The sequence below is a fragment of the Acinetobacter indicus CIP 110367 genome, assembly GCF_000488255.1.
Taxonomy (GTDB): Bacteria; Pseudomonadota; Gammaproteobacteria; order Pseudomonadales; family Moraxellaceae; genus Acinetobacter; species Acinetobacter indicus.
Genome location: NZ_KI530754.1, coordinates 297060 through 320973 on the forward strand (window position 1 = coordinate 297060; position 23914 = coordinate 320973).

Annotated in this window: 27 protein-coding genes; 9 read left to right on the forward strand and 18 right to left on the reverse strand. The window is 47.1% G+C overall.

From position 1 onward, the window contains the following. Positions 1-32 precede the first annotated feature (32 nt). Complete coding sequence (gene pheA / locus P253_RS06145) at positions 33-1142, reverse strand: prephenate dehydratase (RefSeq protein WP_005179005.1); 1110 nt, start codon at positions 1140-1142, stop codon at positions 33-35. Positions 1143-1628: 486 nt separating this feature from the next. Between pheA and P253_RS06155 the strand changes: the two genes are divergently transcribed. Beyond that, a complete protein-coding gene (locus P253_RS06155; protein ID WP_016659170.1) occupies positions 1629-2150 on the forward strand; it encodes a type 1 glutamine amidotransferase domain-containing protein in 522 nt (173 codons plus the stop codon). Between the two features lie 84 nt (positions 2151-2234). Here P253_RS06155 and P253_RS06160 read toward each other — a convergent pair whose 3' ends face one another. Together P253_RS06160 and P253_RS06165 are read right to left on the reverse strand one after the other, a co-directional pair. After that, positions 2235-3377 (reverse strand): acyl-CoA dehydrogenase family protein, encoded by a 1143-nt coding sequence (locus tag P253_RS06160; protein ID WP_016659171.1) that lies wholly within the window; start codon positions 3375-3377, stop codon positions 2235-2237. Between the two features lie 151 nt (positions 3378-3528). Continuing rightward, entirely contained in the window at positions 3529-4878 is a 1350-nt protein-coding gene (locus P253_RS06165; protein WP_005179011.1) for a dicarboxylate/amino acid:cation symporter, read from the reverse strand. Between the two features lie 40 nt (positions 4879-4918). Here P253_RS06165 and P253_RS06170 point away from each other — a divergent pair, with 40 nt between their 5' ends. Then, positions 4919-5149 carry a hypothetical protein gene (locus P253_RS06170; protein WP_035363231.1) on the forward strand — a complete coding sequence of 77 codons (231 nt, stop codon included), beginning with the start codon at positions 4919-4921 and terminating at the stop codon, positions 5147-5149. 156 nt (positions 5150-5305) lie between these two features. Continuing rightward, positions 5306-6307, forward strand: a complete 1002-nt coding sequence (locus P253_RS06175; protein ID WP_005179013.1) for a glycosyl transferase family protein — start codon at positions 5306-5308, stop codon at positions 6305-6307. 72 nt (positions 6308-6379) lie between these two features. Here the strand turns inward: P253_RS06175 and P253_RS06180 are convergent, their stop codons facing one another. Both P253_RS06180 and P253_RS06185 read right to left on the reverse strand, forming a co-directional pair. Next, positions 6380-6649 carry a YeaC family protein gene (locus P253_RS06180; protein WP_005179016.1) on the reverse strand — a complete coding sequence of 90 codons (270 nt, stop codon included), beginning with the start codon at positions 6647-6649 and terminating at the stop codon, positions 6380-6382. After that, positions 6649-7557 (reverse strand): NAD(+) kinase, encoded by a 909-nt coding sequence (locus P253_RS06185; RefSeq protein WP_005179018.1) that lies wholly within the window; start codon positions 7555-7557, stop codon positions 6649-6651. The genes P253_RS06180 and P253_RS06185 overlap by 1 nt, the downstream gene beginning before the upstream one ends. A 189-nt stretch (positions 7558-7746) precedes the next feature. On the opposite strand from P253_RS06185, the gene mrcB reads away from it, so the two are divergent. Both mrcB and P253_RS06195 read left to right on the forward strand, forming a co-directional pair. Then, positions 7747-10149, forward strand: a complete 2403-nt coding sequence (gene mrcB / locus P253_RS06190) for a penicillin-binding protein 1B (RefSeq protein WP_016659172.1) — start codon at positions 7747-7749, stop codon at positions 10147-10149. A 16-nt stretch (positions 10150-10165) separates the two neighbouring features. Beyond that, complete coding sequence (locus P253_RS06195) at positions 10166-10720, forward strand: hypothetical protein (protein ID WP_016659173.1); 555 nt, start codon at positions 10166-10168, stop codon at positions 10718-10720. Here P253_RS06195 and P253_RS06200 read toward each other — a convergent pair. Then, positions 10717-11640 carry a thiamine phosphate synthase gene (locus tag P253_RS06200; protein ID WP_016659174.1) on the reverse strand — a complete coding sequence of 308 codons (924 nt, stop codon included), beginning with the start codon at positions 11638-11640 and terminating at the stop codon, positions 10717-10719. The two genes, P253_RS06195 and P253_RS06200, sit on opposite strands and share 4 nt — an antisense overlap. A gap of 138 nt (positions 11641-11778) precedes the next feature. On the opposite strand from P253_RS06200, the gene hemP reads away from it, so the two are divergent. Then, positions 11779-11949, forward strand: coding sequence for a hemin uptake protein HemP (hemP, locus tag P253_RS06205; protein WP_016659175.1), 171 nt, complete (start codon positions 11779-11781; stop codon positions 11947-11949). 117 nt (positions 11950-12066) lie between these two features. Here hemP and P253_RS06210 read toward each other — a convergent pair whose 3' ends face one another. From P253_RS06210 to P253_RS06225, 4 genes are all read right to left on the reverse strand, one after another. Beyond that, a complete protein-coding gene (locus P253_RS06210) occupies positions 12067-13407 on the reverse strand; it encodes a sensor histidine kinase (RefSeq protein ID WP_016659176.1) in 1341 nt (446 codons plus the stop codon). After that, positions 13408-14073: a response regulator transcription factor gene (locus tag P253_RS06215; protein WP_016659177.1), complete on the reverse strand. Its 666-nt coding sequence runs from the start codon at positions 14071-14073 to the stop codon at positions 13408-13410. A 119-nt stretch (positions 14074-14192) separates the two neighbouring features. After that, positions 14193-14549 carry a NirD/YgiW/YdeI family stress tolerance protein gene (locus tag P253_RS06220; RefSeq protein WP_005179042.1) on the reverse strand — a complete coding sequence of 119 codons (357 nt, stop codon included), beginning with the start codon at positions 14547-14549 and terminating at the stop codon, positions 14193-14195. 111 nt (positions 14550-14660) lie between these two features. Beyond that, a complete protein-coding gene (locus P253_RS06225) occupies positions 14661-16418 on the reverse strand; it encodes a type IV pilus assembly ATPase TfpB (RefSeq protein ID WP_016659178.1) in 1758 nt (585 codons plus the stop codon). 191 nt (positions 16419-16609) lie between these two features. Between P253_RS06225 and P253_RS06230 the strand changes: the two genes are divergently transcribed. After that, positions 16610-17875, forward strand: coding sequence for an MgtC/SapB family protein (locus tag P253_RS06230; RefSeq protein ID WP_035363234.1), 1266 nt, complete (start codon positions 16610-16612; stop codon positions 17873-17875). Here the strand turns inward: P253_RS06230 and tsaA are convergent. After that, positions 17862-18581 (reverse strand): tRNA (N6-threonylcarbamoyladenosine(37)-N6)-methyltransferase TrmO, encoded by a 720-nt coding sequence (gene tsaA, locus P253_RS06235; RefSeq protein WP_016659180.1) that lies wholly within the window; start codon positions 18579-18581, stop codon positions 17862-17864. The genes P253_RS06230 and tsaA overlap by 14 nt on opposite strands. Positions 18582-18686: 105 nt before the next feature. Here tsaA and P253_RS06240 point away from each other — a divergent pair, with 105 nt between their 5' ends. Then, positions 18687-19466 carry a ferredoxin--NADP reductase gene (locus tag P253_RS06240; RefSeq protein ID WP_005179053.1) on the forward strand — a complete coding sequence of 260 codons (780 nt, stop codon included), beginning with the start codon at positions 18687-18689 and terminating at the stop codon, positions 19464-19466. Positions 19467-19520: 54 nt separating this feature from the next. On the opposite strand, the gene P253_RS06245 is transcribed toward P253_RS06240, so the two are convergent. From P253_RS06245 to P253_RS06255, 3 genes are all read right to left on the reverse strand, one after another. Further along, the gene (locus tag P253_RS06245; RefSeq protein WP_016659181.1) at positions 19521-19706 is read right to left on the reverse strand and encodes a hypothetical protein; all 186 of its coding nucleotides are present in this window, start codon (positions 19704-19706) and stop codon (positions 19521-19523) included. A gap of 21 nt (positions 19707-19727) precedes the next feature. Then, entirely contained in the window at positions 19728-19982 is a 255-nt protein-coding gene (locus P253_RS06250) for a hypothetical protein (RefSeq protein WP_016659182.1), read from the reverse strand. A gap of 219 nt (positions 19983-20201) precedes the next feature. Beyond that, complete coding sequence (locus P253_RS06255; RefSeq protein WP_016659183.1) at positions 20202-20822, reverse strand: cation efflux transmembrane domain-containing protein; 621 nt, start codon at positions 20820-20822, stop codon at positions 20202-20204. A 74-nt stretch (positions 20823-20896) separates the two neighbouring features. On the opposite strand from P253_RS06255, the gene P253_RS06260 reads away from it, so the two are divergent. Then, positions 20897-21322, forward strand: coding sequence for a MerR family DNA-binding protein (locus P253_RS06260; RefSeq protein WP_005179057.1), 426 nt, complete (start codon positions 20897-20899; stop codon positions 21320-21322). Here the strand turns inward: P253_RS06260 and arsH are convergent. Genes arsH through P253_RS06280 form a run of 4 tightly spaced genes read right to left on the reverse strand, consistent with a single transcriptional unit; the run spans position 21303 to position 23855 of the window. Continuing rightward, positions 21303-22007, reverse strand: coding sequence for an arsenical resistance protein ArsH (gene arsH / locus P253_RS06265; protein ID WP_035363285.1), 705 nt, complete (start codon positions 22005-22007; stop codon positions 21303-21305). The two genes, P253_RS06260 and arsH, sit on opposite strands and share 20 nt — an antisense overlap. Beyond that, the gene (gene arsB, locus P253_RS06270) at positions 22007-23056 is read right to left on the reverse strand and encodes an ACR3 family arsenite efflux transporter (RefSeq protein WP_016659185.1); all 1050 of its coding nucleotides are present in this window, start codon (positions 23054-23056) and stop codon (positions 22007-22009) included. Before arsB ends, arsH begins: the two co-directional genes overlap by 1 nt. A 3-nt stretch (positions 23057-23059) precedes the next feature. Further along, entirely contained in the window at positions 23060-23533 is a 474-nt protein-coding gene (locus P253_RS06275; protein ID WP_016659186.1) for an arsenate reductase ArsC, read from the reverse strand. A 4-nt stretch (positions 23534-23537) separates the two neighbouring features. Then, entirely contained in the window at positions 23538-23855 is a 318-nt protein-coding gene (locus tag P253_RS06280) for an ArsR/SmtB family transcription factor (RefSeq protein WP_005179068.1), read from the reverse strand. Positions 23856-23914 lie beyond the last annotated feature (59 nt).

Genomic DNA, 23914 nt, shown 5'->3' on the forward strand with positions numbered 1-23914 from the left:
CCGCATGCAGCGCACACGGCCACCAGAGAATTTTATAAAACTGCCGCCGGATAAGAGCCGAGTACACGGACTTCTTTCACCAATGGACGGATTTCTTCAATCGCAGCTTTAACATTGTCTTGCTCAATATGACCTTCCAGATCAATAAAGAACACATAGGCCCATTTTTCAGGTAAAGCCGGACGGGTTTCAATACTGGTTAGACTAATGTTGTGTTTGGCAAATGGCGCCAGAATTTCCAGCAAGGCACCGGCACGGTCATGTGCAGACACCAGCAATGAAGTTTTGTCATTGCCGCTTTGTGGCACTTTCTCACGGCCAATCACCAAGAAGCGCGTGGTGTTTTCCGGGTTGTCTTCGATATTGCTGTGCATGATTTCAAGATCATAAATGGTTGCCGCAATTTCAGAAGCAATGGCCGCAGAATGCCATTCATTACGAATACGGCGCGCCGCTTCACCATTGGAACTTAAAGCCACACGCTCCACCCCAGGATAATGCGCATCTAGCCATTTACGGCACTGTGCCAGCGTTTGCTGGTGAGCATAAATCTGTTTAATGCTGTCTTTACGGGTATTTGCAGAAATCAGGAACTGATGATGAATCGGCAATTCAACTTCGCCAATCACATTCAGATTTGAAGTTTTAAAGCAGTCTAAGGTATGGTTCACCACTCCTTCAGAGGAGTTTTCTACCGGCACCAGACCATAATGCGCACTACCCGCTTCCACTTCACGGAAGACTTCATCAATGGTTTGTAAAGGGCGCACCAGGGCATCATGACCGAAATGCTTGAGTACCGCAGAATGGGTATAAGTCCCAACAGGCCCCAGGAAGGCAATACTTTGCGGTGCTTCCAGTGCCAGACAGGCCGACATGATTTCACGGAATAAACGCGCCATGGTCTGATCCGACAATGGGCCTTCATTGCGATCCATAACATTACGTAAAACTTGTGCTTCACGTTCCGGACGGTAAAACAGCGGATTCTCTTCAGCGGCAAATTTGGCTTTGGCCACCGCTTCTGCCAATCGTGCGCGACGGTTAATCAGTTGTTGAATCTGCATATCAACAGAGTCAATTTCCTCACGAATATTGTTCAGGTCAAGAGAAGTCGTTGTGTTTTGATCGTCGTTGATCATTGTTATGTCGCCCTTCATAAACGGTATGCAAACAGTATAACAATAGTTAGCTTTCAAATGTTGCGCAATACAACTTTGATTGATTCAGTCTTAAAAACAAACAGTTGGTTAAACTCTCTGCAACTTGTGAAACTGTTTATCAATTGAGCAGCTAAAGCTCATGAATAATTCTGAACAAGTCACGACGCTTTGCCTGTTTTTCCATCCAGAGTGTAGCGAATTTAAGCAGATGAAATAGGGTCTTTTTCCAATCAGCCGATAGCTTTTGCATCTGAATTCGATGAATAGTGATAGGATTTTGCAAGTTTATTGCGTAAACTGAACAGGCGTCATAATTACTTACATAGAAAATTACGCCCATAAATATTGAATAAAATTCCAGAAATTTTAACTTGAAAAAGAAATAAGAAAACTGGTTACAAAGCAGCAATGAAATTTTGCTTTTTCCCCTTTACTCTTTTATTTAAAGCAATTCGGAGAATAATAATGTCAAAAAGAATCGCGGTGCTGATTACCCATGATTATGAAGATGCAGACTATCCAGAATTGATCCACGCCTTCCGTGCAGCGCGGCATAGCGTGGTAAATGTTGAAAACAAGGCCGGCAATATTATCTATGGTTATCAACGGCGCAGCTCGGTAACCATCGACCAAAGTATAGATGATGTGACCATTCATGATTTTGATGCGCTGCTGATTCCCGGCGGCCAATCTCCGGCACAACTGCGTGATGATTTACGTTTTGTCGATTTTGTCCGAAACTTTGCCAATGCCCAGAAACCAATTATGAGCACCTGTCATGGTCCGCAACTGCTGATTCATGCCAGCGTGGTCAAAGGCCGGCGCATGACCAGCATTGCCCCGGTGATGCTGGAACTGATGGATGCCGGCGCCGTGTATTTTGATGAAGCGGTGGTAAATGACAATAACCTGTATATTTCCTCACGCTCACCAGCAGACTTGCCGATTTTTATTCGGGAAAGTCTGCATGTGCTCAGCCTGCATTAAAATAGTCTCAGAAACACACCCACCAAAAAACACCCGCCCAGTCCATGCTGGGCGGGTGTTTTCATTTGCTCTGATGTACAGGACTTAACGGCCCAATAAACCGCGCGCCACAATCTCTTTCATAATTTCATTGGTGCCGCCATAAATCCGCTGGATACGGGCATCGACAAAGAAACGAGAAATTGGATATTCAGTCATATAACCATAACCACCAAACAGCTGCAGCAGCTGATCGGCCACTTTCATCTGCATATCGGTCGAGAAGCTTTTCAGTGCTGCTGCGGTTTCGACATCCAGTTTGCCCTGCATATACAGCTCGACATTCTGGTTATAAAACGCAGCCGTAGCCAGCTCATCAATTTTGGTCTGCGCCAAAACAAAACGGCTGTTCTGGAACTGGCCAATTTTCTGACCAAAAGCCTGACGTTCCTGGACGTATTGCGTGGTGATGTCAATCGAACCGCGGATAGCGCCCAAGGCGGTGGCGGCAATCGCGGTCCGTTCACGTGGCAATTCCTGCATTAAATAGGCAAAGCCCTGTCCCGGCTGGCCCAGTAACTGTTCTTTGGGTACTTTCACGTTATCAAAGAACAATTCCGAGGTGTCCTGAGCGTGCAGGCCAATCTTGTCGAGGTTGGTGCCTTTTTTAAAGCCATCCAGATGGGTATCGACCAGCAATAAAGACACCCCTTTGGCGCGTGCCTGCGGATCGGTCTTTACCGCCAGCACCACCAGATCGGCATGTTGGCCATTGGAAATAAAGGTTTTAGAACCATTTAAAATATAATGATCATCCTGCAAAATGGCATGACTGCGCATGGCTTGCAGGTCAGAACCGGCACCCGGCTCGGTCATACCAATCGCACCGACCACTTCACCACTAACCATTTTGGGTAGCCAGTACTGTTTCTGTTCTTCTGAACCAATATTTAAAATATACGGTGCAGCAATTTCTGAATGACAGGAAATACCGGTAGACAGTGCGCTATAACCGGCACGTGCCGATTCTTCCACCAGCATCAGCGAATAATGGGTCGGTACACCATAACCGGCATACTGTTCCGGTACATCTACACATAAAAAGCCGTTTTCACCCAGCTGGTTCCAGACCGAGCGCGGCATAATCCCTTCCCGTTCCCACTGTTCATAATGCGGGGCAATCTGTTCACTCATAAAGCGGCGGAAGTTGTCACGGAATAATTCTAAATCTGCATCATAAGCCAGCATAGTCCATCCTTGTAAGGTATACATTCTTGTTTTACATTCAGCCCCATGCTATGCATTTTAAAGCGTACTGTCATGGCTTTTCCCGGCTTTTTTATTGACTGCCAAGTAATAAAAAAGGAAGCCGAAGCTTCCTTTAGTCACCGCCCTGCTGTTAAGCCGAAGCAGATTGCTGGTTTTGTTCTGCCATCTTGCGGTCAATTTCTTCCGGATTATTTAATGCATATTGCAGCTTTTCCTGATCCAGCTGACCGACCCACTTCGCTACAACAATGGTTGCCAATGAGTTACCCACCAGATTGGTCAAGGCACGTGCTTCAGACATAAAGCGGTCAATACCCAGAATTAGCGCCAGACCGGCCACCGGAATCTGACCCACAGCCGCCAGTGTTGCCGCCATCACAATAAAGCCTGAACCGGTCACCCCTGCTGCGCCTTTAGAGGAAATCAACAGCACCAGCAATAAAGTAATCTGATGATGCAGTTCTAAAGGTGTATTGGTGGCCTGAGCAATAAAGATTGCGGCCATGGTTAAATAAATCGAGGTACCATCCAGGTTAAATGAATAACCCGTTGGAATGACCAGACCCACCACCGATTTTTCACAGCCGGCAATTTCCAGTTTCTTCAACATACGCGGTAGTACTGATTCTGAAGATGAGGTCCCCAATACAATCAGTAATTCTTCGCGAATCATGCGGATCATTTTTACGATACTGAAACCGGTCATGCGCGCAATACTGCCGAGTATGATAAAAATAAACAGCACACAGGTCAGGTAGAAGCAGATAATTAACTGCGCCAGTTGCGCCAGACTGCCAATCCCGTATTTACCAATAGTAAAGGCCATCGCACCGAAAGCACCAATTGGCGCAACTTTCATGATCATGTTCACAATGTTAAAGAACACATGCGAAATCTGGTCAATCAGTTTCAAGACCGGCTTACCTGCTGGCCCTAAACGGTGTAAAGCAAAACCAAACAGGATGGCAAACATCAGCACCTGCAGGATTTCACCCTGGGCAAAGGCACCGACCACGGTATTTGGAATGATATTTAACAGGAACTCGACTGTAGATTGCGCTTCACCAGTTTCTACATATTTGGAAATACCGGTGGTATCCAATGAAGCTGGATCAACGTTCATGCCAACGCCTGGTTTCCAGACGTTAATCACCACCAGACCAATAATCAGGGCGATGGTAGAGACAATTTCAAAATACAGTAATGCCACGCCACCGGTTTTACCCACCGATTTCATGCTTTCCATACCGGCGATACCACTCACCACGGTACAGAAAATCACCGGCGCAATAATCATTTTGATTAAACGGATGAAGCCATCACCTAAGGGTTTCAGCTGCTCACCCAGACCCGGAACATACTGTTCCACGCCATTAATAATTTGTGTGCCACTAGGAGAATAATGACCGACGAGAATACCTGCAATAATTGCAATAATCACCTGAAAGTACAGGGATTTATAAATAGGTTGTTTGGCCATAACAGATCTACTTTTGTTCTTGTCCAGAGGACAAATACCCTTGATTTTTTACCCACGACCTGTTCTGCCTGTTTTTAAAACAACAGGCATACGCTGCCTTGAGCCATGGCTCAAAACATTCAACGCTTTATTTTCATCGGCAAAAGTCGGACTTACTTTGAGCCGCCAGAATAAACAGGCTCAAACGCAAAAGCGGCTTTTAGAACAGGAGATGAGTAAAAATAAAAAACAATATAAAACGCTGCTAATTTTACCTAAAATTCAAATGTAGTGCTGCTAAAAACAGCGAGAACTGGCCAACTTTAAAGCAGAAACAGCTTAGACATTAGTCTAAATCCGAGCAAAGCATACGGTTTTTAAAAAACCGCAAACATGTGTATATTGTGGGAAGCGACCGGCGCCATTTATTTGAGATTCAGGCAGTTACATGAGCACGAAAAGAAACATTTATAAAGACGTTGAACATCCTTTTGCCCAGTACGTGCGTATTGTGGGAAAAGGCAAAAATGGTGCACGTTCCCTCACCTATGAAGAAGCCTATCAGGCCTTTTCCATGATCCTGAAACAGGAAGTACTCGATGTTCAGCTCGGTGCTTTTTTGATGCTGCTGCGGGTCAAGGAAGAATCGGTCGATGAACTGGCCGGCTTTGTTCAGGCCACCCGTGACCAGTTGCAGTTTAAAGCTTTAGATGTAGATCTGGACTGGTCCTCCTATGCCGGGAAGCGCAAACATTATCCGTGGTTTTTACTGGCCGCGCTGACTCTGGCCAAACAGGGTTTTAATATTGTCATGCACGGCGCTGCCGGGCATACCATTAACCGGGTCTATACCGAACAGGTGCTGGAATACTTAGGCTATCCAATCTGCCAGTCAGATACGGAAGTCGAACAGCAATTACAGCAGCGTCATTTTGCCTATCTGCCTTTAGACGTGATTTCTCCGGTGCTGGCCGATTTGATTGCGCTACGGAATGTAATGGGCCTGCGTTCACCTATTCATACTCTTGCCCGGCTGATTAACCCCTTTAATGCCAAAGCCACGGTACAGGCCATTTTCCATCCGGCCTATCGCAGTTCCCATCAACAGTCGGCGTTTAAACTGGGCTATCTGAACAGTGCGGTGATTAAAGGTGAAGGCGGCGAGTTTGAACGGAATCCGGATGCCAAAACCTTAATTTGTGGTATCCGTAACGGCGAGCTGTATGAACATGAATTGCCAAAGCTGACCGACAACCGCAGCCCGATTGAAGAAGAACTGGACCTGGCGGTATTTAAAGCCGTCTGGGAAGGCCAGCAATCGCATGACTATGGTGAAGTGGCGGTGGTGGAAACCATGGGCATCGCGCTGTATACCATGGGCGTCTGCGACAGTTTTGCAGCAGCCATGGACAAAGCACAGCAATTCTGGGCTGCGCGTTTAAATGCTTAAGCCACAAAAGACTGCCAATAAAAAAGGTAAGCCGCGGCTTACCTTTTTTGCATGAATCCGTTTCCTTAAAGTTTAAATAAACTTGATCGGCTGGAAATCTTCATTTTTGTGATGATCATCATCACATTGTTCACCTTCTTCCTTGGTGCCACGGTCGATATAACCGCTACGTTCAGTTTCCGGTAAATGCTGGATTTCCCAGGCATACACGGCCTGCATACAAATTTCGCGCTGCTCTTTGGTCAACGCCACACCATTCGGCCATTTACCAATCTCTACCGCGGTTTTTAGACGACCAACAATTTCAGGATTGAGTACGGCCAGCATCTGTTCAATATTCATCATAAATCCTGCTGTTGCAAAGAATCAAAATCTTGGTTCCAGCCGAGCTTGGTACGACATGCCATATAGAAATCATAACCCGGTGGATGAAGTAGGTTTAACTTATAGGGATGCTTGCGGATATGCAAACTGTCCCCGACACTGAGTGAAACACTGTGCTGACCATCGGCACTGACCATTGGCAAGACACGGTTTTCACGAATCTGGATTTTAATTTCGCTTTGTCCCCCCACCACAATCGGGCGTGAAGACAAGGTATGCGGATGCATCGGTACCAGCACAATCGCATCCATACTCGGATGCACAATCGGGCCACCACCAGACAAGGCATAGGCGGTAGAACCAGTAGGCGTAGATACAATTAAACCATCACTGTGCTGACGATAAACATACTGACCATCAATATTCAGGTCAAAATCAATCATGTGTACCGATTTACCGGAATGCAGCACCACATCATTTAAAGCCACTGCTTCATAAATGACTTCACCTTTGGAGCGCACTTCCATTTCCAGCAGGAAACGGCGGTCCAGCTGAAACTCGCCTTTTAACACCTGATCCAGCTTGAAGATGACTTCCGTGGGTTTAATGTCGGTCAGGAAACCTAAACGGCCACGGTTTACCCCGATGACCGGCGTATTGTATTTGACCAGTGCGCGCGCTGCATGCAGCAACGAGCCATCACCGCCGACCACAATCACCAGATCAACCACTTCGCCCAGTAAGGCGCGGCTGACGGTTTGGGTATTCGGATAAGGGACCAGTTCTGCTGTTTCTGCATCGAATACCGGATGCAGGCCTAAATTCAGCAGATGATCATGAATTAAACTGAGCGTTTCTACGACCGAAGTTTTGCCAGGACGTCCAATCAATCCGATATTACGAAAGTTCTTGTGTGAAATTTGCACCTACGACATCGCTCCGCTACGATCCGTTGACTATAATAGCACTAACCCGAATGTTTTAAAAAAACTTTAGAAATCTGAATCCAACCGTTTTTTCTCCTCGATTGGCCGCTTCATTCACAGATTAAATATTGCAAATTATGTAAAAGCTTCGCATGATTAGCCTAATTTCTTAGGGTTTTATTGCGATTTATGAAGTCTGAACGTGGCATAGGTATTATTGCACTTCTATTTTGTATACTGGTGATTGGGGCATTTCTGGCATTAAGTATCTACCTGATTCGATTAGATAATATTGTTAGAGATAAATTTGAAGGACAGCGCTGGGACATTCCAGCCAAGGTCTTTGCTCGTCCGCTGGAAATCTATACCAATGCACCGCTCAATAAAGCCGATTTCGTGCAGGAATTAAAACTTTTAGGCTATAAAAGCGCAGAAAGCTATAACAAAACCGGCAGCTATGTCGATGCGGGCGACACCTTGTTTGTACATACCCGCGGCTTCGATTTTGGTGAAAGTGTTGAACCGGAACAGGTACTCAAAGTCAGCTTTGCCAATAACCAGATTGCTGAAGTCAGTGCGACCAAACCATCGACCACCGGTATTGCCCGTTTAGAGCCCATGCTGATTGGCGGGATTTATCCGCAGCACAATGAAGACCGGGTGCTGATTAAACTGAACCGGGTGCCAAAACCGTTAATTGAAGCCTTAATTGCCACCGAAGACCGTAATTTCTATCTGCATCATGGCGTGTCGATTCGCGGGACTGCGCGTGCCATTGTCAGCAATATTACCGGCGGGAAACGTCAGGGCGGTTCGACCCTGACCCAGCAACTGGTGAAAAACTTTTATCTGACCCCGGAACGTACATTAAAGCGTAAAGCCAATGAAGCACTGATGGCGATGCTGATTGAGCTGCATTATGACAAAGATGAAATTCTGGAAGCCTATTTAAATGAAGTGAACCTGGGTCAAAACGGCAACTATTCTATTAATGGTTATGGCCTGGCCTCACAGTTCTATTTTGGTCTGCCGCTACGCGAACTGAATATTTCCCAGCAGGCTTTTCTGGTTGGTCTGGTGCAGGGACCGTCTTTATATAATCCATGGCGTAATCCGGAAGCGGCCGAAAAACGCCGCAATATTGTATTGAACAATATGCTGGTGATGGGTTATCTAACTCAGGAACAGTATGAAACCGAAACCGCGCGTCCGTTAAATGTGATTGCCAAACCGACCATGGGCCCTGCCCGCTTCCCAGATTTTCTGGACATTGTGCGCCGTCAGTTACGTGCTGAATATCAAGAAGGTGATCTGACCAATCAGGGACTACGGATTTTTACCACTTTAGACCCAATTGCACAGACCAAGGTACAAAGTGCATTTAAAGAATCAGTAAACCGTCTGGCCAATGCCAATCCGCGCCGTTTAAAAGATTTGCAAGGTGCGGTGCTGGTGTCCCATCCTGAAAATGGTGAACTGGTGGCTGCAGTCGGCTCTACCCAAGACTTTACCGGCTTTAACCGTGCGCTGGATGCCAAACGTCAGGTCGGCTCGCTATTGAAGCCAGTCATCTATTTAAGCGCGCTGGAATCGGGTCGCTATAACTGGGCCAGTCCGGTACAGGATACCGAAATCAGTATTCCATCTGCCGGCAAGTCCTGGACACCACGTAATTACAGCGGCAGCGAACATGGCGTAGTCCCGATGGCGCAAGCACTGGCCAATTCCTATAACCTGTCGGCGGTACGTTTAGGTCAGGAATTTGGTCTATCAACCTTCCGCAACCATCTGATTAAATTTGGTGTCAGCAGCGAAAATATTCCACAGTATCCGTCCATTTATCTAGGCGCGGTCGATTTATCACCTATGCAGGTGATGAATATTTATGGCAACTTTGCCACCGGTGGGTTCCAGTATCCAACCAAAGCCATTCGCGCGGTGGTCGATTCTAATGGTCGTCTGCTCGAGCGTTATGGCCTGTCAGTACAGCAGACCATTGAACCGTCTGCGGCCTATATGCTGAATTATGGCCTGCAACAGGTAATGAGTGCAGGAACCGGACGTGCAGCCTATAACAGCCTGTCCAGCGATTTAAAACTGGCCGGTAAATCGGGCACCACCAATGATACCCGCGACTCCTGGTTTGCCGGTTATTCGGGTAACTATTTAAGCGTGGTCTGGTTAGGGCTGGATGATAACAAAGTCACCGGTTTGACAGGTTCATCGGGTGCCCTGCCGGTGTGGAGCAATGTGATGCGTCAGCTGCGCCAGAAGCCGGTGAATCTACGCCAGCCGGACAGCGTACAGTGGCACTGGATTGACCGTGACTCTGGTCACTTGTCGGCTCAAGGCTGTGCTGGTGCGATGTATATTCCGATTTATCGCAATCATGTGCCGCGTCAGGCCACCGCCTGTGGTTTACCGCATTATCAGGTTGAGCCGGTTTACAATCCGGATACCGAATATTACCAAGCTGTACCTGAAAGCAGTGACAGTATCGAGAATTATATCCAGGAAAGTGAAGCCGAGATGGAAAGACAACTTTCCGAAAATGATGCACGCATCATTTCAAGCGGCAGTTATACGCAATAAGTGGACCCTTAATTAAATGACCTTGAAATATCTGATCTTGGGGATGGGACTGGCTGGACTGGTGGGCTGTCAAAGCCTGCCGGAATCCAAGCCGGCACCGCAACCGGACCAAGAAAAAACGACTGAACGAAAAACCATTCGCACACCCACCGGCGTGGTGATTCATCCTTATGAACAGGAAGAAATTCAGCGCAAGAAATTACAGGTCGTGGTTCCTGAACAAAAAGTACAGCAGCGTTTTGAAGATGGCCGCTCTTTACCAGCGTTTAAGAAACTGATGCAGCAGACCCAGACGGCTTATCGTCAGGGACAATGGGCGCGTGCCGAAGCTGCCGCCTTACAGGCACAGCGTCTGGCACCGCAATCGGCTGAAACCTATATGTATTTAGGGCTGGTGGCGAACCAGAAAAAACAGCCGAAAAATGCAGAAGCCCTGGCCCGCCGTGGTCTGAGCTATGCACAAACACCGGCGATGAAACGCCAATTATGGCTGATTATTCAAAAAGCCGGCCAGCTACAAAACAATAGCCGTAGCGTGCAACAGGCACAGCAAGCGCTGAAACAACTTTAGGCTGAAGCGCTATCCAACGCATCCATAAAGCGGATCCCGGCAATACCATAGGCATGGTGTTGCTGGGCCTGCGCCAAGTCCTGCCGATGCATCCCGCCTAAGGCAAACACCGGAATATCGACCTGTTTGGCCCAGTTCTGAAATTGTGCCCAGCCTAATGCCGGAGTATCCGGATGGCTGGCTGTTGGCAGCACCGGACTTAAAATTGCAGCATCACAGCCAATATTCTGCGCATGTTGTAACGATTCCAGATCATGACAGGCAGCAATATAACGCTGACCAGCCTGCAGGCTGCCCTTGTGCAATTGCATACATTGTTGCTGCTTTAAATGGATGGCAGCGACCGAGACCTGCTGCACGCTATTCAGCTGCTTCCACAGCTCCAGATTAACAATTAATGATTTTAAACAGCCAATATTCTGCTCGGCCAGCTCAATACTGCGTTCCGGTGCCGGCGCAACTCGCCAATACAGTAGTTGCTGGGTATCCGGGGTATCCAGACAGTTTAAGTCTTCACTAATTTTGATACATTCAGGCCAGTAGAGGCGTTGCAGCATACGCTGGTTGGCTTGCGGAAAATTTAAACGGGCTAAATCCTGCCGTTTATACCAGGTCCACGGTTGCTGGATGTCTGAGAGCAACGCCGCCGGCACAAAGGCATGGAACACATGCAAATTGACAATCACATCTTCATATTCATGCCGGATAAAATCAAACTCATGCCACTGGATCAGGTCAATGCCTACTTCTTCGCGCACTTCACGGCGACAGGCCTGCACTGGCGTTTCATGCTGCTCTACCTTGCCGCCGGGAAATTCGTGCTTATTGCCCTGATGCTGTTTGGCTTCGCGCCAGCCGACCAAGACCTGGGTCTGATGCAATAAAATCCCAATCGCGATATGTAGATGTGGCTTTGACATGAAACGTCCTGTTTTTGAAATATGAGCAAGTGTAAGCAAATTTATACTTTTTATAAATTCCCCAAATCAAGCGTTGACAGATATATTTGATAATGATTATCATTTATATCGTTCAACATACACCACGGAGTCGAAGGAATGAACGCACCATTTAGCCTGTTTAGCCGTAATGCAGATCAACAGCATGCCTTACCAATGTTACATTCTAATAACCTGTTTGCTCTCGGTCGTGAAATTCGCATCATGCATGCCGGAGAAGAATACCGCCTACGCCTTACCCGTAATAATCGCCTTATTCTCACCAAATAAGAACAACATCTGAATAATAATAATCGTGGGAAGCAGCAGTATGAATCAGCGCATACTGCTTTTTAACTGCCCATGCGTATCTCAAGATTGAACTCAATGTTGTTATTTTCGATTTTGTTATTTTTGCTTCACACCGGGCAAACTCAGTTCCACCAGTAAACCGCCTAAAGCTGAACGGCTAAACTGCAATTGGCCCTGATGCAGGCTGATAATCTTTTTACAGATCGAAATACCAAGACCACTGCCTTGGGTTTGTGTGCCCAGCGCCCGATAAAAACGCTCACCCAGACGTTGTAACACCTCATCACTGATCTGTTGACCATTATTTTCAATACACAGCTGCACCTGTTCAGCATCACCATTGATACTGACCACCACCTCACCCTGTTGCGTGGCATAGCGGATGGCATTGTCGATCAGGTTACGGATACAGGTATATAGCAATTCCGGATTGGCCTGAATGATCGCCGGTTGTAGCTGCAAGCGCGGTTTAATCTGTTTTTCCAGACTAAACGGTGCCAAGGCCTCGAGCACATCCAGCACCAGCTTTTGTAAATCAACCTCGGTTATAGGCAAGTCTTGCAGATGTGCCGGGTCTAAACGCGCCAGTAACAGCAGATTCTCCAGTACCTGAGTGCCGCGGTTGACATCGCGCTGAATCTGGGCCAGATCTTCCGCTAATTGCGGCTGATCCTGATATTTGCGTTTTAACACCTGCAAGCGCATTTGAATGGCAGAAAGCGGCGAACGCAGTTCATGTGAGGCGTCAGAAGTAAAACGCTGCTCGGCTTCTAAAGAATGTTCCAGCCGGCTAAGCAAACGGTTTAACTGCTGCACCATCGGCTGTAATTCCAGCAATTCTGGCTGGGTGCTTTGCACCGGACTCAGATCCTGCACATGCTTTTGCGCAATTTGCGCAGATAAGGCCTGTAAAGAGCGGAACTGTTTATGAATGGCAAAATGCACAATGCCCCATTGAATCAGCCACAGTAAAATTAAAATCGCGGCATAGCCCAGACCGGTGGCCCAGATTTCCTGAAAACGGACATTCATTTTCTGGGTCATCAATACGCTTAAGTCATCATCACTGGCCACATAAACGCGCCATAAACGCTGATTCGCCCAGACAAAGGAAAATCCCTCTTCCTGCTGTGTGATCGTAGCTGGTGCTAAGGGAAAATCTTCTGTTTCGGTCAAGGTCTGCTGGCCCAGTCGCAGCTGATAATGCATCTTGAACTGTTCAGTGAGTTCATCGACCTGCTCGCCGGCGCCACTGCTAATATCCTGCAATAACAGCATATCGGCCGCTTCATCCATGATTTCATCTTGCAGCTGCATGGTCTGATAAATTGACACGGCAAACAGCAGCACCAGTGCCAGCAGGCCGGCAATCATGGAACTCAGTACCGAGGTTTTAACTAGGGTTTTCTGTAAAGAAACCGCACCCGTTTGCTTCATTTACGCCTGTTCCTGCTGCATGCGATAGCCCAAACCGCGAATGGTTTTAATTAAATGGCTGCCAATTTTTTTACGCAGTTGATAAATAAACACTTCAATGGCATTGCTTTCAATTTCATCACCCCAGGCATACAGCGATTCTTCCAGCTGTTCCCGGGTTACGATATGCTCGGGCTTTTGCATTAATTTATACAGAATCTGGAATTCCTTGGCGGTTAAATTCACCGCGTGGCCATCTTGGGTTAAGGTTTTGGCTTGAGTATCTAACAGCAAATTGGCAAAACGGATCTGATGATCGGGCTGGGTCTGCCGGGTACGTAACTGGCTGCGCACCCGTGCTGACAGTTCTTCCAGACTAAAAGGCTTGACCAGATAGTCATTGGCGCCTAAATCCAGTCCATCGACCCGGTCCTGAATGCTGTCTTTGGCGGTAATAAAAATCACCGGGGTATCCAACTGTTTACGGCGCAAAGCGGTCAGAATTTCATCGCCGGTATTGCCCGGCAGGCCACGATCCAGCAGCACACAATCATAGTGATGCTGCTCAATGGCCAAAATGGCATGATTGCCACGCTCGACCCAATCGACGTTATAACCGTCCATTTCCAGCCAGGTTTTAATACTTTCTGCCTGAGAGGCGTCATCTTCTGCCAGTAAAATACGCATTGGTTCTACTCTAGCCTTTTTTTACATCATGCCTGATTTTTCACAAGATTCAAAAAAACCACATGCATGGAGCATGTGGTTTTGCGTGGAGCTGCAATCAATCTGATTAAAAGGTCGGCTTAGAAACGAACCTGCTCGACATCAATTTCAACACGTTTAGATGGTTTATAATCGATGTCCACTTCACCGGTAATCACCACTGGAGTTTTGGCAGAAATCGCTTTACCATTCCACAGGTCATCATCAATATCTACTGTGATGGTGCCAGTGCTGTCGCGGAACTGGTATTTTTCATCACCAATGGCTTTTACGATATAACCTTTCAGCTGAACATTGCTGTCATCTTTCATGGTTAACGCCTGTTTCACCGTGGTTGCTTGCGCCAGTGCAGACTGGTTCACTGCGGTATCTGCAACAGCAAATGTAGTTGCGCCCACTAGACCTGCAGTTAAAAGTGCTTTTGAAAATAGGTTCATCTGTCTTTCCTCATTCAGTGTTGTTCGTTTCGATGTAGTCATTAAAACAAAGCAAGATGAGCTGAATCTTAAGATTTCCTCATATTCAAAAATTTTTCATTTTTTTGTGTTTTAGTTTAACGGTACCACCCGCAGTACTTCTTCCAAGGTGGTAATACCGGCCATGACTTTACGCGCCCCGGCAATCCGTAGTGGCTCGATGCCTTCTTTTTTGGCCTGCTGGCGTAACTGAGTCAGATCAGCATTGGCACCTATCAGCTGTTTGGTGTCCAGACTCAGCGGCATAAACTCATAAATCCCGATCCGGCCTTTATAGCCGGTCTGACGGCAGGCTTCACAGCCCACCGGCTTATAAACTTTTTCCGGCATCTCCATGACATAGTCAAACGTCAGATGTTCCCATTCATTGGTATTAATCATGCCTTCCTGTTTGCAATGCGGACACAGCTTGCGCACCAGACGCTGCGCCAATACCCCCAGAATGGTGGCTGCAGTTAAAAAAGGCTGCACACCTAAATCATGCAAACGGGTCAGACTGGACGGCGCATCATTGGTATGCAAGGTCGATAACACTAGGTGACCGGTTAATGCCGCTTGAATGGCCATATTGGCCGTATCCTGATCACGAATCTCCCCGACCATAATAATATCCGGGTCCTGACGCATCAGCGCGCGCACGCCATCGGCAAAGCCCAGCTCAATGCCCTGATTGACCTGCATCTGGTTAAAGCTCGGTTCAATCATTTCAATCGGGTCTTCAATGGTACAGACATTGACTTCATCGGTGGCCAGCTGTTTCAGTGATGAATACAGCGTAGTGGTTTTACCGGAGCCGGTCGGCCCCGTGACCAGAATAATACCATGACTATGACTGGTCAGACTTTGCCAGCCCTGTAACAGACGTTCTTCAAAACCAAGCTGCTGGAAACTGCGTACCAGCACTTCCGGGTCAAAAATACGCATCACCAGTTTTTCACCAAAGGCTGTCGGTAAAGTCGAAAGACGCAATTCGGTTTCCTGACCTTTGGGAGTACGGGTTTTTAAACGGCCATCTTGGGGTTTGCGTTTTTCTGCCACATTCATGCGGCCGAGAATTTTAATCCGTGAAATGACCGCAGTTAAGGTATTGGCCGGCATGTTATAAATGGTATGTAGTACGCCATCAATCCGGAAACGGATTTTACCCTTGTCTTTACGTGGCTCCAAATGAATATCACTGGCGCCCTGTTCAAAAGCAAACTGCAGCACCCAGTCCACCAGTTTAACAATATGCTGGTCATTGGCATCGGGGTTTTGGGTATCGCCCAGCTGTAATAAGGCTTCGACACCTTTATTTTCACGGTCATGTGCTGCGGCTTTTTGTGAACCACTGACCGCACGACTGACCTGATAATATTCTACCAGATAACGCTGTAACTGCTCTGGACTCAGCAGCACGCGCTGGATTTTACGCGGCAATAAACTGTGTTCTAAATTGGCGACCCAATCGGTCATAAACGGCTGATCGGTGGCAATGAACACCGCATCGGGCTGAATCTCTACCGCCAGAATTTTATTGCGCAGGGCAAATTCCTGGGACATCACCGCGGTTAAAGCGGCCACATCGGCCTTTAACGGATCAATCACATAAAAAGGCAGCTCGGTCTTTTCTGCCAGCCACTGACATAAACGGTTCAGTGTCAATGTGGTTTGGGGATGTTGCTGATCGGTCAGGTTAAAATGCGCAATCCATTGCAACGGATGCCATTTCAGCTGCTCACGCTGGCGATGCGTGGTCTGTACCAGCATTTTATCGCGTTCGCTGATCCGGCCATCTTTTAATAATTGCTCTAAACACCAGGTGGTATCAATTTCAAAATTAAAATTCATTGTTTTTGTTCCCCCAACATCAGCACACTATAGCAGAGTTTATTTTTCCCGCCTGCCTTTGCCACTGGAAAATCTGATGCAGATACGCATCAAGCGCAGCTCCTGCAAATTAAACATACAGTTCCGCATAGCAATCTTCACAGAATCAATTATATGATGGAGACGTCGCCCCACTGCCGCGGGATATAAAGATGGAATTTTTAACTGCCCCTTCAATCTTGAGTACCTCTTTTCAGGAGCTGATGACTATGCTTGCAGCCGCACTTGGCTGTGGCCTGTTAATTGGTCTGGAACGTGAACGCAGCAAGCACAATGAAGCCAACCATCATTTTGCCGGGGTGCGCACCTTTGCCGTGTGTGCCTTGCTCGGTGCGATCTGCTTTTTGCTAGGGCCAGTTTTTGGTATTGTCGGGGCCGTGATTATTGGCGGAGTTGGGCTGTTTTCGCTTAAAAATCAGGTTGAAGACCCGGGTGCGACCACCGAACTGGCCTTTATTATGACCTATTTTATTGGCGCGCTCTGTTTGTGGAATATTCCGTTGGCGGCTGGTCTGGCGGTTATTTTAACCGGTCTGCTCATGACCAAACACCTGATGCACGGCATTGTCAGCAAATGGATTACCGAAGCAGAGCTGCGTGATGGTCTGTTCCTGCTGGCACTGGTTCTGATTGCCCTGCCTTTGACCCCGGATACGCCCTTATGGGGCAATGTACTTAATCCTTATGTGATTTTAAAACTGCTGATTCTGATTTTATCGGTACAGGCTTTGGCGCATATCGCCAAGCGCCTGCTGTCCACCAATAATGCACTGATGCTATCCTCAATTGCGTCCGGCTTTGTGTCCAGTACCGCCACCATTGCCAGTTTAGGCATGGAAGTGCGTTCCGGCCGCGGCGATGCCCAGATTAATGCGGGCGCGGCGCTCATGTCCTGCGTGGCGACACTGTTGCAGATTCTGATTATTATTGTGGGGATTAATCTGTCCTGGTTTAAGGTATTTGTGGTACCGAGTGCAGTGGCGATTATGATTCTGGTGGCGGTGGGTTACTGGCTGCTCAGAAAAAATACCGGCTCACAGCAAAAAGCCAAAGAAGCCGATAGCCGCATGTTTAGCCTCAAAGAGGCCGCGATTATTGTGGTCACGCTCACCCTGATTCAAGCAATGGTCTACGGACTGGATCAGGCACTGGGCAGCACCGGTTTAATTGCCGGAACCTTCCTGGCGTCTTTATTTGAAATTCACGCTGCCGCTGCCGCGGTAATTACCCAAGGCTCGCCCAGCAATTTAACCCTGTTTTATGCGCTGATTTTGGGTCTGGGTGCACATGCACTGGCCAAATGCGTGAATGCCTTTTTAATTGGCGGACCACGCTTTGCCTTGTATTTTGCACCGGCCCAAATTCTGCATATGGCGGTGCTGATTGCGATGGCTTATTTTATGTTTAAGCCGGCTTAAGCGCTAACATCTGAATCAGCACCTGATCTGGCTGTACTAGAAATCCGACATCAATATTGGCAAAGTGCATTTTATAGAGCCGGGTTTCATCCTCCTGATAAGCCGGACGCGGGTCTAAAGACAACACCTGTTCCAGCTCACCCAGCATCTGCGCGCTAATTTTATGCTGCTGCAACAATTGCTGTTTTTGTACAGCGGGCTGCTCTGTCCACACCACCTGTTTACGTTCAGGCTCATCCTGCGCATAGCCACTTTGCGCCTCCATGACCGCATCAGAATACTGGATATAAGGCTTGATATCTAAAATCGGTGTACCATCGAGTAAATCACTCCCGGTCACATAAACCCGTACTGCCTTGCCGACTTTTTTCACCTGTTTTAATTGCACCACTGACAAGCCCACCGGTGACGGCCGGTACATACTGCGTGTCGCAAATACTCCAATTTTCTGGTTACCACCCAAACGCGGCGGCCGCACCTGAGCACGGAATTTTGTCTGCTGTTGGTTTTTATTGTCATGAAATTGCCACAGCAACCACAAATGACTAAATGCTTCAATGCCCTCAAAGGCCAGCAAATCGTTATAAGGTTCCAGCATGTCAATATAGGATTCGACCTGAACCAGATTCGGCTGCCGCGGGATACCAAACTTTTCTTTATAAGGAGATTTCATAATCCCGATAATGGGCAAGGTCAGATCAGTCATAATCACTTTTTTTGATAAGCTCAATTAAATATATTCAGTTTATCGAGTATGAATTTAGATTAGAATAGCAACCTGTTCTAATTTGATAATTTATTGAGACCTTTAATGGCTGCTTTTAACGTCGAAAAGATTACTCACGTCCACCACTGGAATGACACTTTATTCTCTTTTAAAACGACTCGTGACACTGCACTGCGTTTTAAAAACGGTCAATTTGTAATGATCGGTCTTGAAGTGAATGGTAAGCCTTTGATGCGTGCATATTCGATTGCAAGTGCCAACTATGAAGAAGAGCTGGAATTCTTCTCGATTAAAGTGCCAGATGGTCCATTAACCTCGATTTTGCAAAAAGTTAAAGTGGGCGATGAGCTGCTGGTTTCTCGCAAACCAACCGGAACTCTGGTACTCGATGACTTAAATCCGGGTAAAAACTTATACCTGCTGTCTTCAGGTACCGGTCTTGCACCGTTCCTGTCGGTGATTCGTGATCCGGAAACCTATGAACGTTTTGAAAAAATCATTGTTGTTCATGGTACACGTTATATTTCTGAACTGGCGTATCAGGACCTGATTCTGAACGAAATTCCAAACCACGAATTCTTCTCGGAACTGGGCGCGAAAGAAAAACTGGTTTATTATCCAACGGTAACACGTGAAGATTTCCATACTCAAGGTCGTGTCACCACTGCAATTGAATCTGGTCAATTGTTCGAGAAAATCGGTTTACCACGTTTTAACCCGGAAACTGACCGCGCGATGCTGTGTGGTAGCCCAGCCTTCCTGGATGATGTTGCTGCGCTGCTTGATCAACACGGCTTAAAAGAATCACCACGTATGGGCGTTTTAGGCGATTACGTGATTGAACGTGCATTCGTGGAAAAATAAGCTTTTCCATAGCAAAAAAACCGGTCAGATTGACCGGTTTTTTATTTCTCTAATTTAGCGAGTGCTACGCCCTTCCTGATTAGCATGCCCTTCACAGTGAGCACCACCGCCAATAACAAAACCTGTTTGTGCTTCACATGAACCGATCATACGGCCATTTGAATCATAGGTCGTCACTTTTGAGGCACAACCTGTCATTAAAATAGCAGCAGTTAGCGTGATTAAATTAAAAAATTTCATGATATTACCCCTCTAAAAAAATTAATCGTGTTGCAATGTAATCTGGTTGGACTTCGGCACAGACGGTAATAGACCGGTGTGTTCATCAATTTTGGAATAATCTACGCCCTGTAAATTTGCCCCACCATAACAAACGGCTTTTGCACCTAAAATAAAACCTTGTGTCGCCACACAGGAACCGATCAAATTTCCTGCGGTATCATAGGTCATAACTTTAGAACTACATCCCGCCAATGCCACGAGGCTGACGATAGAAAACAATTTAATTAGTTTCATTAAACCCTCAATTCACAAATACTAAAAACTCAGTAAATAATTTGAATTATCTTTTAAATACATAAATTTATGCTTCATTCTAGTAATATGTTAACTTTTGTAAATAGCTTTTTGCATCAAGATGAAATTTTCTTTTTTGAATACAAATCTGTCATGGATCAACAAAAAAGCGATCAACGCCTAAAATTACTCGCGTTGATCGCTTCAGTTATACTCCTATTAAGCGGAGGTGGTCGCACTCATCTGTCTCTCCGCCCAGGCTTTTTTAATCACCTGATAACCCGCAGTTAAACCCAGCCCCGCCATAATCACCGCAACAATAATATCCGGCAATAAACTGCCCGTTCCAAATACACCGACCGCAGCCAGAATCACCGCGACATTGCCAATTGCATCATTACGGCTACACAGCCAGACCGATTTCATATTGGAATCGCCATCACGAAAGCGATACAGAATCACGGCTGCCACTACGTTGGCCACTAAGGCCAGTCCACCAATTACCCCCATGGTAATCGCTTCCGGGGGAATGCCCTGCATATAGTTATAGACCGTTTTGGCCAACACCAGACAGCCAAACGTGGCCATGGTAATGCCTTTTAATAAAGCCACAGTGGCACGCCAGTACAGACTCATCCCTAGCACGGCCAGTGAAATGGCATAGTTGGCGGCATCGCCAAAGAAATCCAGCGCATCGGCCCAGAGTGCTGCCGAATGGGCATACATCCCGCCAAACAGTTCCACCACAAACATCAGCAAATTAATAATCAGGGCAATCCAGAGTGCAGTACGAAAACGGCCATCGGGTTTGACCGGTGCAGGCTGACATTGACAGGCCATAAAGCCTCCTGTTGCATTTTTCTATGACTGTATTATGCTCATTAGAAACTATGGTCTAACTCCAAGGTCAAGTCATGGCACATTATCTGATTCGGGATTTGGTCAAAAAAACCGGTCTGAGTGCAGACACGGTGCGTTTTTATGAAAAGAAAGCGCTCATCCAACCCACCTTAAGGGCCGAAAATAATTATCGTTATTATGATGATGACACCTTAAAACGGCTAATTTTTATTAAACGTTGCCGCGCACTGGATTTATCCTTAAAGGAAATTGAAACCCTGATTGCGCTGGAACAGCAGCCCGATCAGGACTGTCAGGCGGTAAATGAACTGCTCGATCATCATTTAGTACAGATCGAAAGCAAAATTGCCGAGTTACAGCATTTTCAGCTGCAACTGCAGCAATTACGGCAGTCTTGCAATGCCCGAACCACTATCGACCATTGCCAGATTTTAAAACAGCTAGAGGCCGATGAAACGCCTAAATCGACTTCTGATTAACCCGTTTCGACAGTTCCGCAGCCGATTCCTTACGCTCGGAATAACGGTTGGTCAGATAGCTGGCCTGCCCGCGGGTCAATAAAGTGAACTTGTACAGCTCTTCCATAACATCGACAATCCGGTCATATAAGGAAGAGGGTTGCATGCGTCCGGCTTCATCAAACTCCAAAAAGGCTTTCGGAATCGAGGACTGGTTCGGGATGGTGATCATCCGCATCCAGCGCCCTAAAATACGCATCTGATTCACCGCATTAAAGGACTGCGAACCACCACTGACCTGCATCAGCGCCAGAGTTTTACCTTGGGTCGCACGAATGGCACCGGCAGCTAAAGGAATCCAGTCAATCTGTGCTTTCAGAATGGAACTCATGGCACCATGACGTTCCGGGCTGCACCAGACCATACCTTCTGCCCAGGCCAGCAATTCATGCAATTCCTGAACTTTAGGATGTGAAGCATCGCCATCTTCCGGCAATGGTAAACCTTTGGGATGGAAAATTTTAACTTCGGCACCGAAGTGCTCCAGAATCCGGCCGGCTTCCATCACCGCCAAACGGCTATAGGAACGTTCGCGGTTTGAACCATAGAGCAATAAAATTCGCGGCGGATGCGGCAATGCTCTGGCCTGAACCTGCTCAAAACTCGGCTGTTCAATTAAGTCTACATCAAGATTGGGAAGTGACATCATCCACCTGTTCCATCATAAAATTTACGTTTCAGCCACAGCGAGACACTCACCAGGGCAATTAACACAGGCACTTCCACCAGCGGGCCAATAATGGTGGTAAATGCCACCGGTGAGGTCAGACCAAAGGTTGCAATCGCCACCGCCAAAGCCAGTTCAAAATTATTGCCGGCCGCGGTAAAAGAAATGGCCGCGGTACGTGGATAGTCATTGCCCATCCACTTGCTCATCAAGAAGCTGACAAAGAACATCAATACAAAATAGATGGTCAATGGAATGGCAATGCGCAGTACATCCATAGGTAACCCAACCACATCGGCCCCTTTCAGGCTAAACATGGCGACAATGGTAAACAGCAGCGCCAGCAGGCTAAGTGGACTGATTTTGGGAATAAAACGCTGCTGATACCAGTCCAGTCCTTTGTTTTTCACCAGAATCAGCCGGGTCAGAAAGCCCAGCAAAAACGGAATGCCCAGATAGACCAGCACCGCATGGGTAATGGTCCAGAAACTGACATCAATCACCTGACCGGCCACACCAAAATAAGGCGGTAACACACTTAAGAACAACCAGGCATAGGTACTGAAAAACAGAATCTGGAAAATACTGTTAAAGGCCACCAAGGCAGCGACATACTGGTTATCACCACAGGCCAGATCATTCCAGACCAGTACCATGGCAATACAGCGCGCCAGTCCAATCAGAATCAGGCCAGTCATATATTCCGGATAATGCTGCAGGAAAATCAGTGCCAGTGCGAACATCAAACACGGTGCAATCAGCCAGTTTTGTACCAGCGACAACAGCAGCGTGCGTTTATCCTGAAAAATTTGCGGTAAAGCGGCATAGTCCACTTTGGCCAGCGGTGGATACATCATCAGAATCAGGCCAATGGCAATCGGTAAATTGACATTGCCCATACTCATCTGGTCCAGACTGCTCGACACCTGCGGGAAATACAGCCCAATGCCAATCCCGAGCGCCATGGCAATAAAAATCCACAGCGTCAGATTGCGGTCTAAAAAGGAAAGTTTGCGGGTGCTGGCCATGACTTACTCGATATGGGAAATATTGTTGATGGCAGCAATCAGTTCGGGACGGGTCATCTGCTCAGGCTGTAACGCAAACAGTGCATCCAGACGCTTGTTGATATGCGCGACTGTTTCTAAAAAGGCCTGCAACTTGGCCGCTTCCGGCAAATCCAGATGCGATGGATCAGCCAGTCCCCAATGCGCTTTAATTGCACCGCCCAAATACAAAGGACAGGCTTCTTGGGCAGCCGCATCACATACGGTAATCACCACATCGGGCTGATACTGCTCACAGTCATCAATACTTTTACTGGAGAGCCCTTCAGTCGACAGGCCCAGATTTTCCAGCGTCTTTAACGTCAGTGGATGGACACGACCGGTCGGTTTGCTGCCGGCGCTATAGGCTGTCCAGCCTTCTGGAGCACGACTGTTAAATAACACTTCAGATAAAATGCTGCGGCAGCTATTTCCGGTACATAAGAAGAGGAATTTCATGGTTTTACTCACAATAACTTGAAAGCGTTGCTGTTAGCGAATTCATCGGACTGACATCTTGCTCCGCGATAATATTCAGCACACTCACTGCCCACTCGGGTAAATCTGGATTCAGGCGGTAATACACCCACTGCCCCTGACGCTGGTCCAGTAAAACCGATAAATTTCTCAGCAAAGCCAAATGACGGGAAATTTTAGGTTGGCTTAAATTTAATGCCTCGGTCAGCTCGCAGACACAAATATTCTGTTTGGCCAGCACCAGTTTCAAAATATCCAGACGGGTCGGATCGGACAGGCATTTAAAAAAATCAGTTTGATTCATACAGCTTCCCCATATTTATACTTGCGAATATACGCATATCCATATATAAAAGCAATATT

Bases quoted from the DNA above. Each gene is read 5' to 3' on its own strand.
- pheA (WP_005179005.1), bottom strand. From the start codon at position 1,142: ATGATCAACGACGATCAAAACACAACGACTTCTCTTGACCTGAACAAT.
- P253_RS06155 (WP_016659170.1), top strand. From the start codon at position 1,629: ATGTCAAAAAGAATCGCGGTGCTGATTACCCATGATTATGAAGATGCA.
- P253_RS06160 (WP_016659171.1), bottom strand. From the start codon at position 3,377: ATGCTGGCTTATGATGCAGATTTAGAATTATTCCGTGACAACTTCCGC.
- P253_RS06165 (WP_005179011.1), bottom strand. From the start codon at position 4,878: ATGGCCAAACAACCTATTTATAAATCCCTGTACTTTCAGGTGATTATT.
- P253_RS06175 (WP_005179013.1), top strand. From the start codon at position 5,306: ATGAGCACGAAAAGAAACATTTATAAAGACGTTGAACATCCTTTTGCC.
- P253_RS06180 (WP_005179016.1), bottom strand. From the start codon at position 6,649: ATGAATATTGAACAGATGCTGGCCGTACTCAATCCTGAAATTGTTGGT.
- mrcB (WP_016659172.1), top strand. From the start codon at position 7,747: ATGAAGTCTGAACGTGGCATAGGTATTATTGCACTTCTATTTTGTATA.
- P253_RS06195 (WP_016659173.1), top strand. From the start codon at position 10,166: ATGACCTTGAAATATCTGATCTTGGGGATGGGACTGGCTGGACTGGTG.
- P253_RS06200 (WP_016659174.1), bottom strand. From the start codon at position 11,640: ATGTCAAAGCCACATCTACATATCGCGATTGGGATTTTATTGCATCAG.
- hemP (WP_016659175.1), top strand. From the start codon at position 11,779: ATGAACGCACCATTTAGCCTGTTTAGCCGTAATGCAGATCAACAGCAT.
- P253_RS06210 (WP_016659176.1), bottom strand. From the start codon at position 13,407: ATGAAGCAAACGGGTGCGGTTTCTTTACAGAAAACCCTAGTTAAAACC.
- P253_RS06215 (WP_016659177.1), bottom strand. From the start codon at position 14,073: ATGCGTATTTTACTGGCAGAAGATGACGCCTCTCAGGCAGAAAGTATT.
- P253_RS06220 (WP_005179042.1), bottom strand. From the start codon at position 14,549: ATGAACCTATTTTCAAAAGCACTTTTAACTGCAGGTCTAGTGGGCGCA.
- P253_RS06225 (WP_016659178.1), bottom strand. From the start codon at position 16,418: ATGAATTTTAATTTTGAAATTGATACCACCTGGTGTTTAGAGCAATTA.
- P253_RS06230 (WP_035363234.1), top strand. From the start codon at position 16,610: ATGGAATTTTTAACTGCCCCTTCAATCTTGAGTACCTCTTTTCAGGAG.
- tsaA (WP_016659180.1), bottom strand. From the start codon at position 18,581: ATGACTGATCTGACCTTGCCCATTATCGGGATTATGAAATCTCCTTAT.
- P253_RS06240 (WP_005179053.1), top strand. From the start codon at position 18,687: ATGGCTGCTTTTAACGTCGAAAAGATTACTCACGTCCACCACTGGAAT.
- P253_RS06245 (WP_016659181.1), bottom strand. From the start codon at position 19,706: ATGAAATTTTTTAATTTAATCACGCTAACTGCTGCTATTTTAATGACA.
- P253_RS06250 (WP_016659182.1), bottom strand. From the start codon at position 19,982: ATGAAACTAATTAAATTGTTTTCTATCGTCAGCCTCGTGGCATTGGCG.
- P253_RS06255 (WP_016659183.1), bottom strand. From the start codon at position 20,822: ATGGCCTGTCAATGTCAGCCTGCACCGGTCAAACCCGATGGCCGTTTT.
- P253_RS06260 (WP_005179057.1), top strand. From the start codon at position 20,897: ATGGCACATTATCTGATTCGGGATTTGGTCAAAAAAACCGGTCTGAGT.
- arsH (WP_035363285.1), bottom strand. From the start codon at position 22,007: ATGTCACTTCCCAATCTTGATGTAGACTTAATTGAACAGCCGAGTTTT.
- arsB (WP_016659185.1), bottom strand. From the start codon at position 23,056: ATGGCCAGCACCCGCAAACTTTCCTTTTTAGACCGCAATCTGACGCTG.
- P253_RS06275 (WP_016659186.1), bottom strand. From the start codon at position 23,533: ATGAAATTCCTCTTCTTATGTACCGGAAATAGCTGCCGCAGCATTTTA.
- P253_RS06280 (WP_005179068.1), bottom strand. From the start codon at position 23,855: ATGAATCAAACTGATTTTTTTAAATGCCTGTCCGATCCGACCCGTCTG.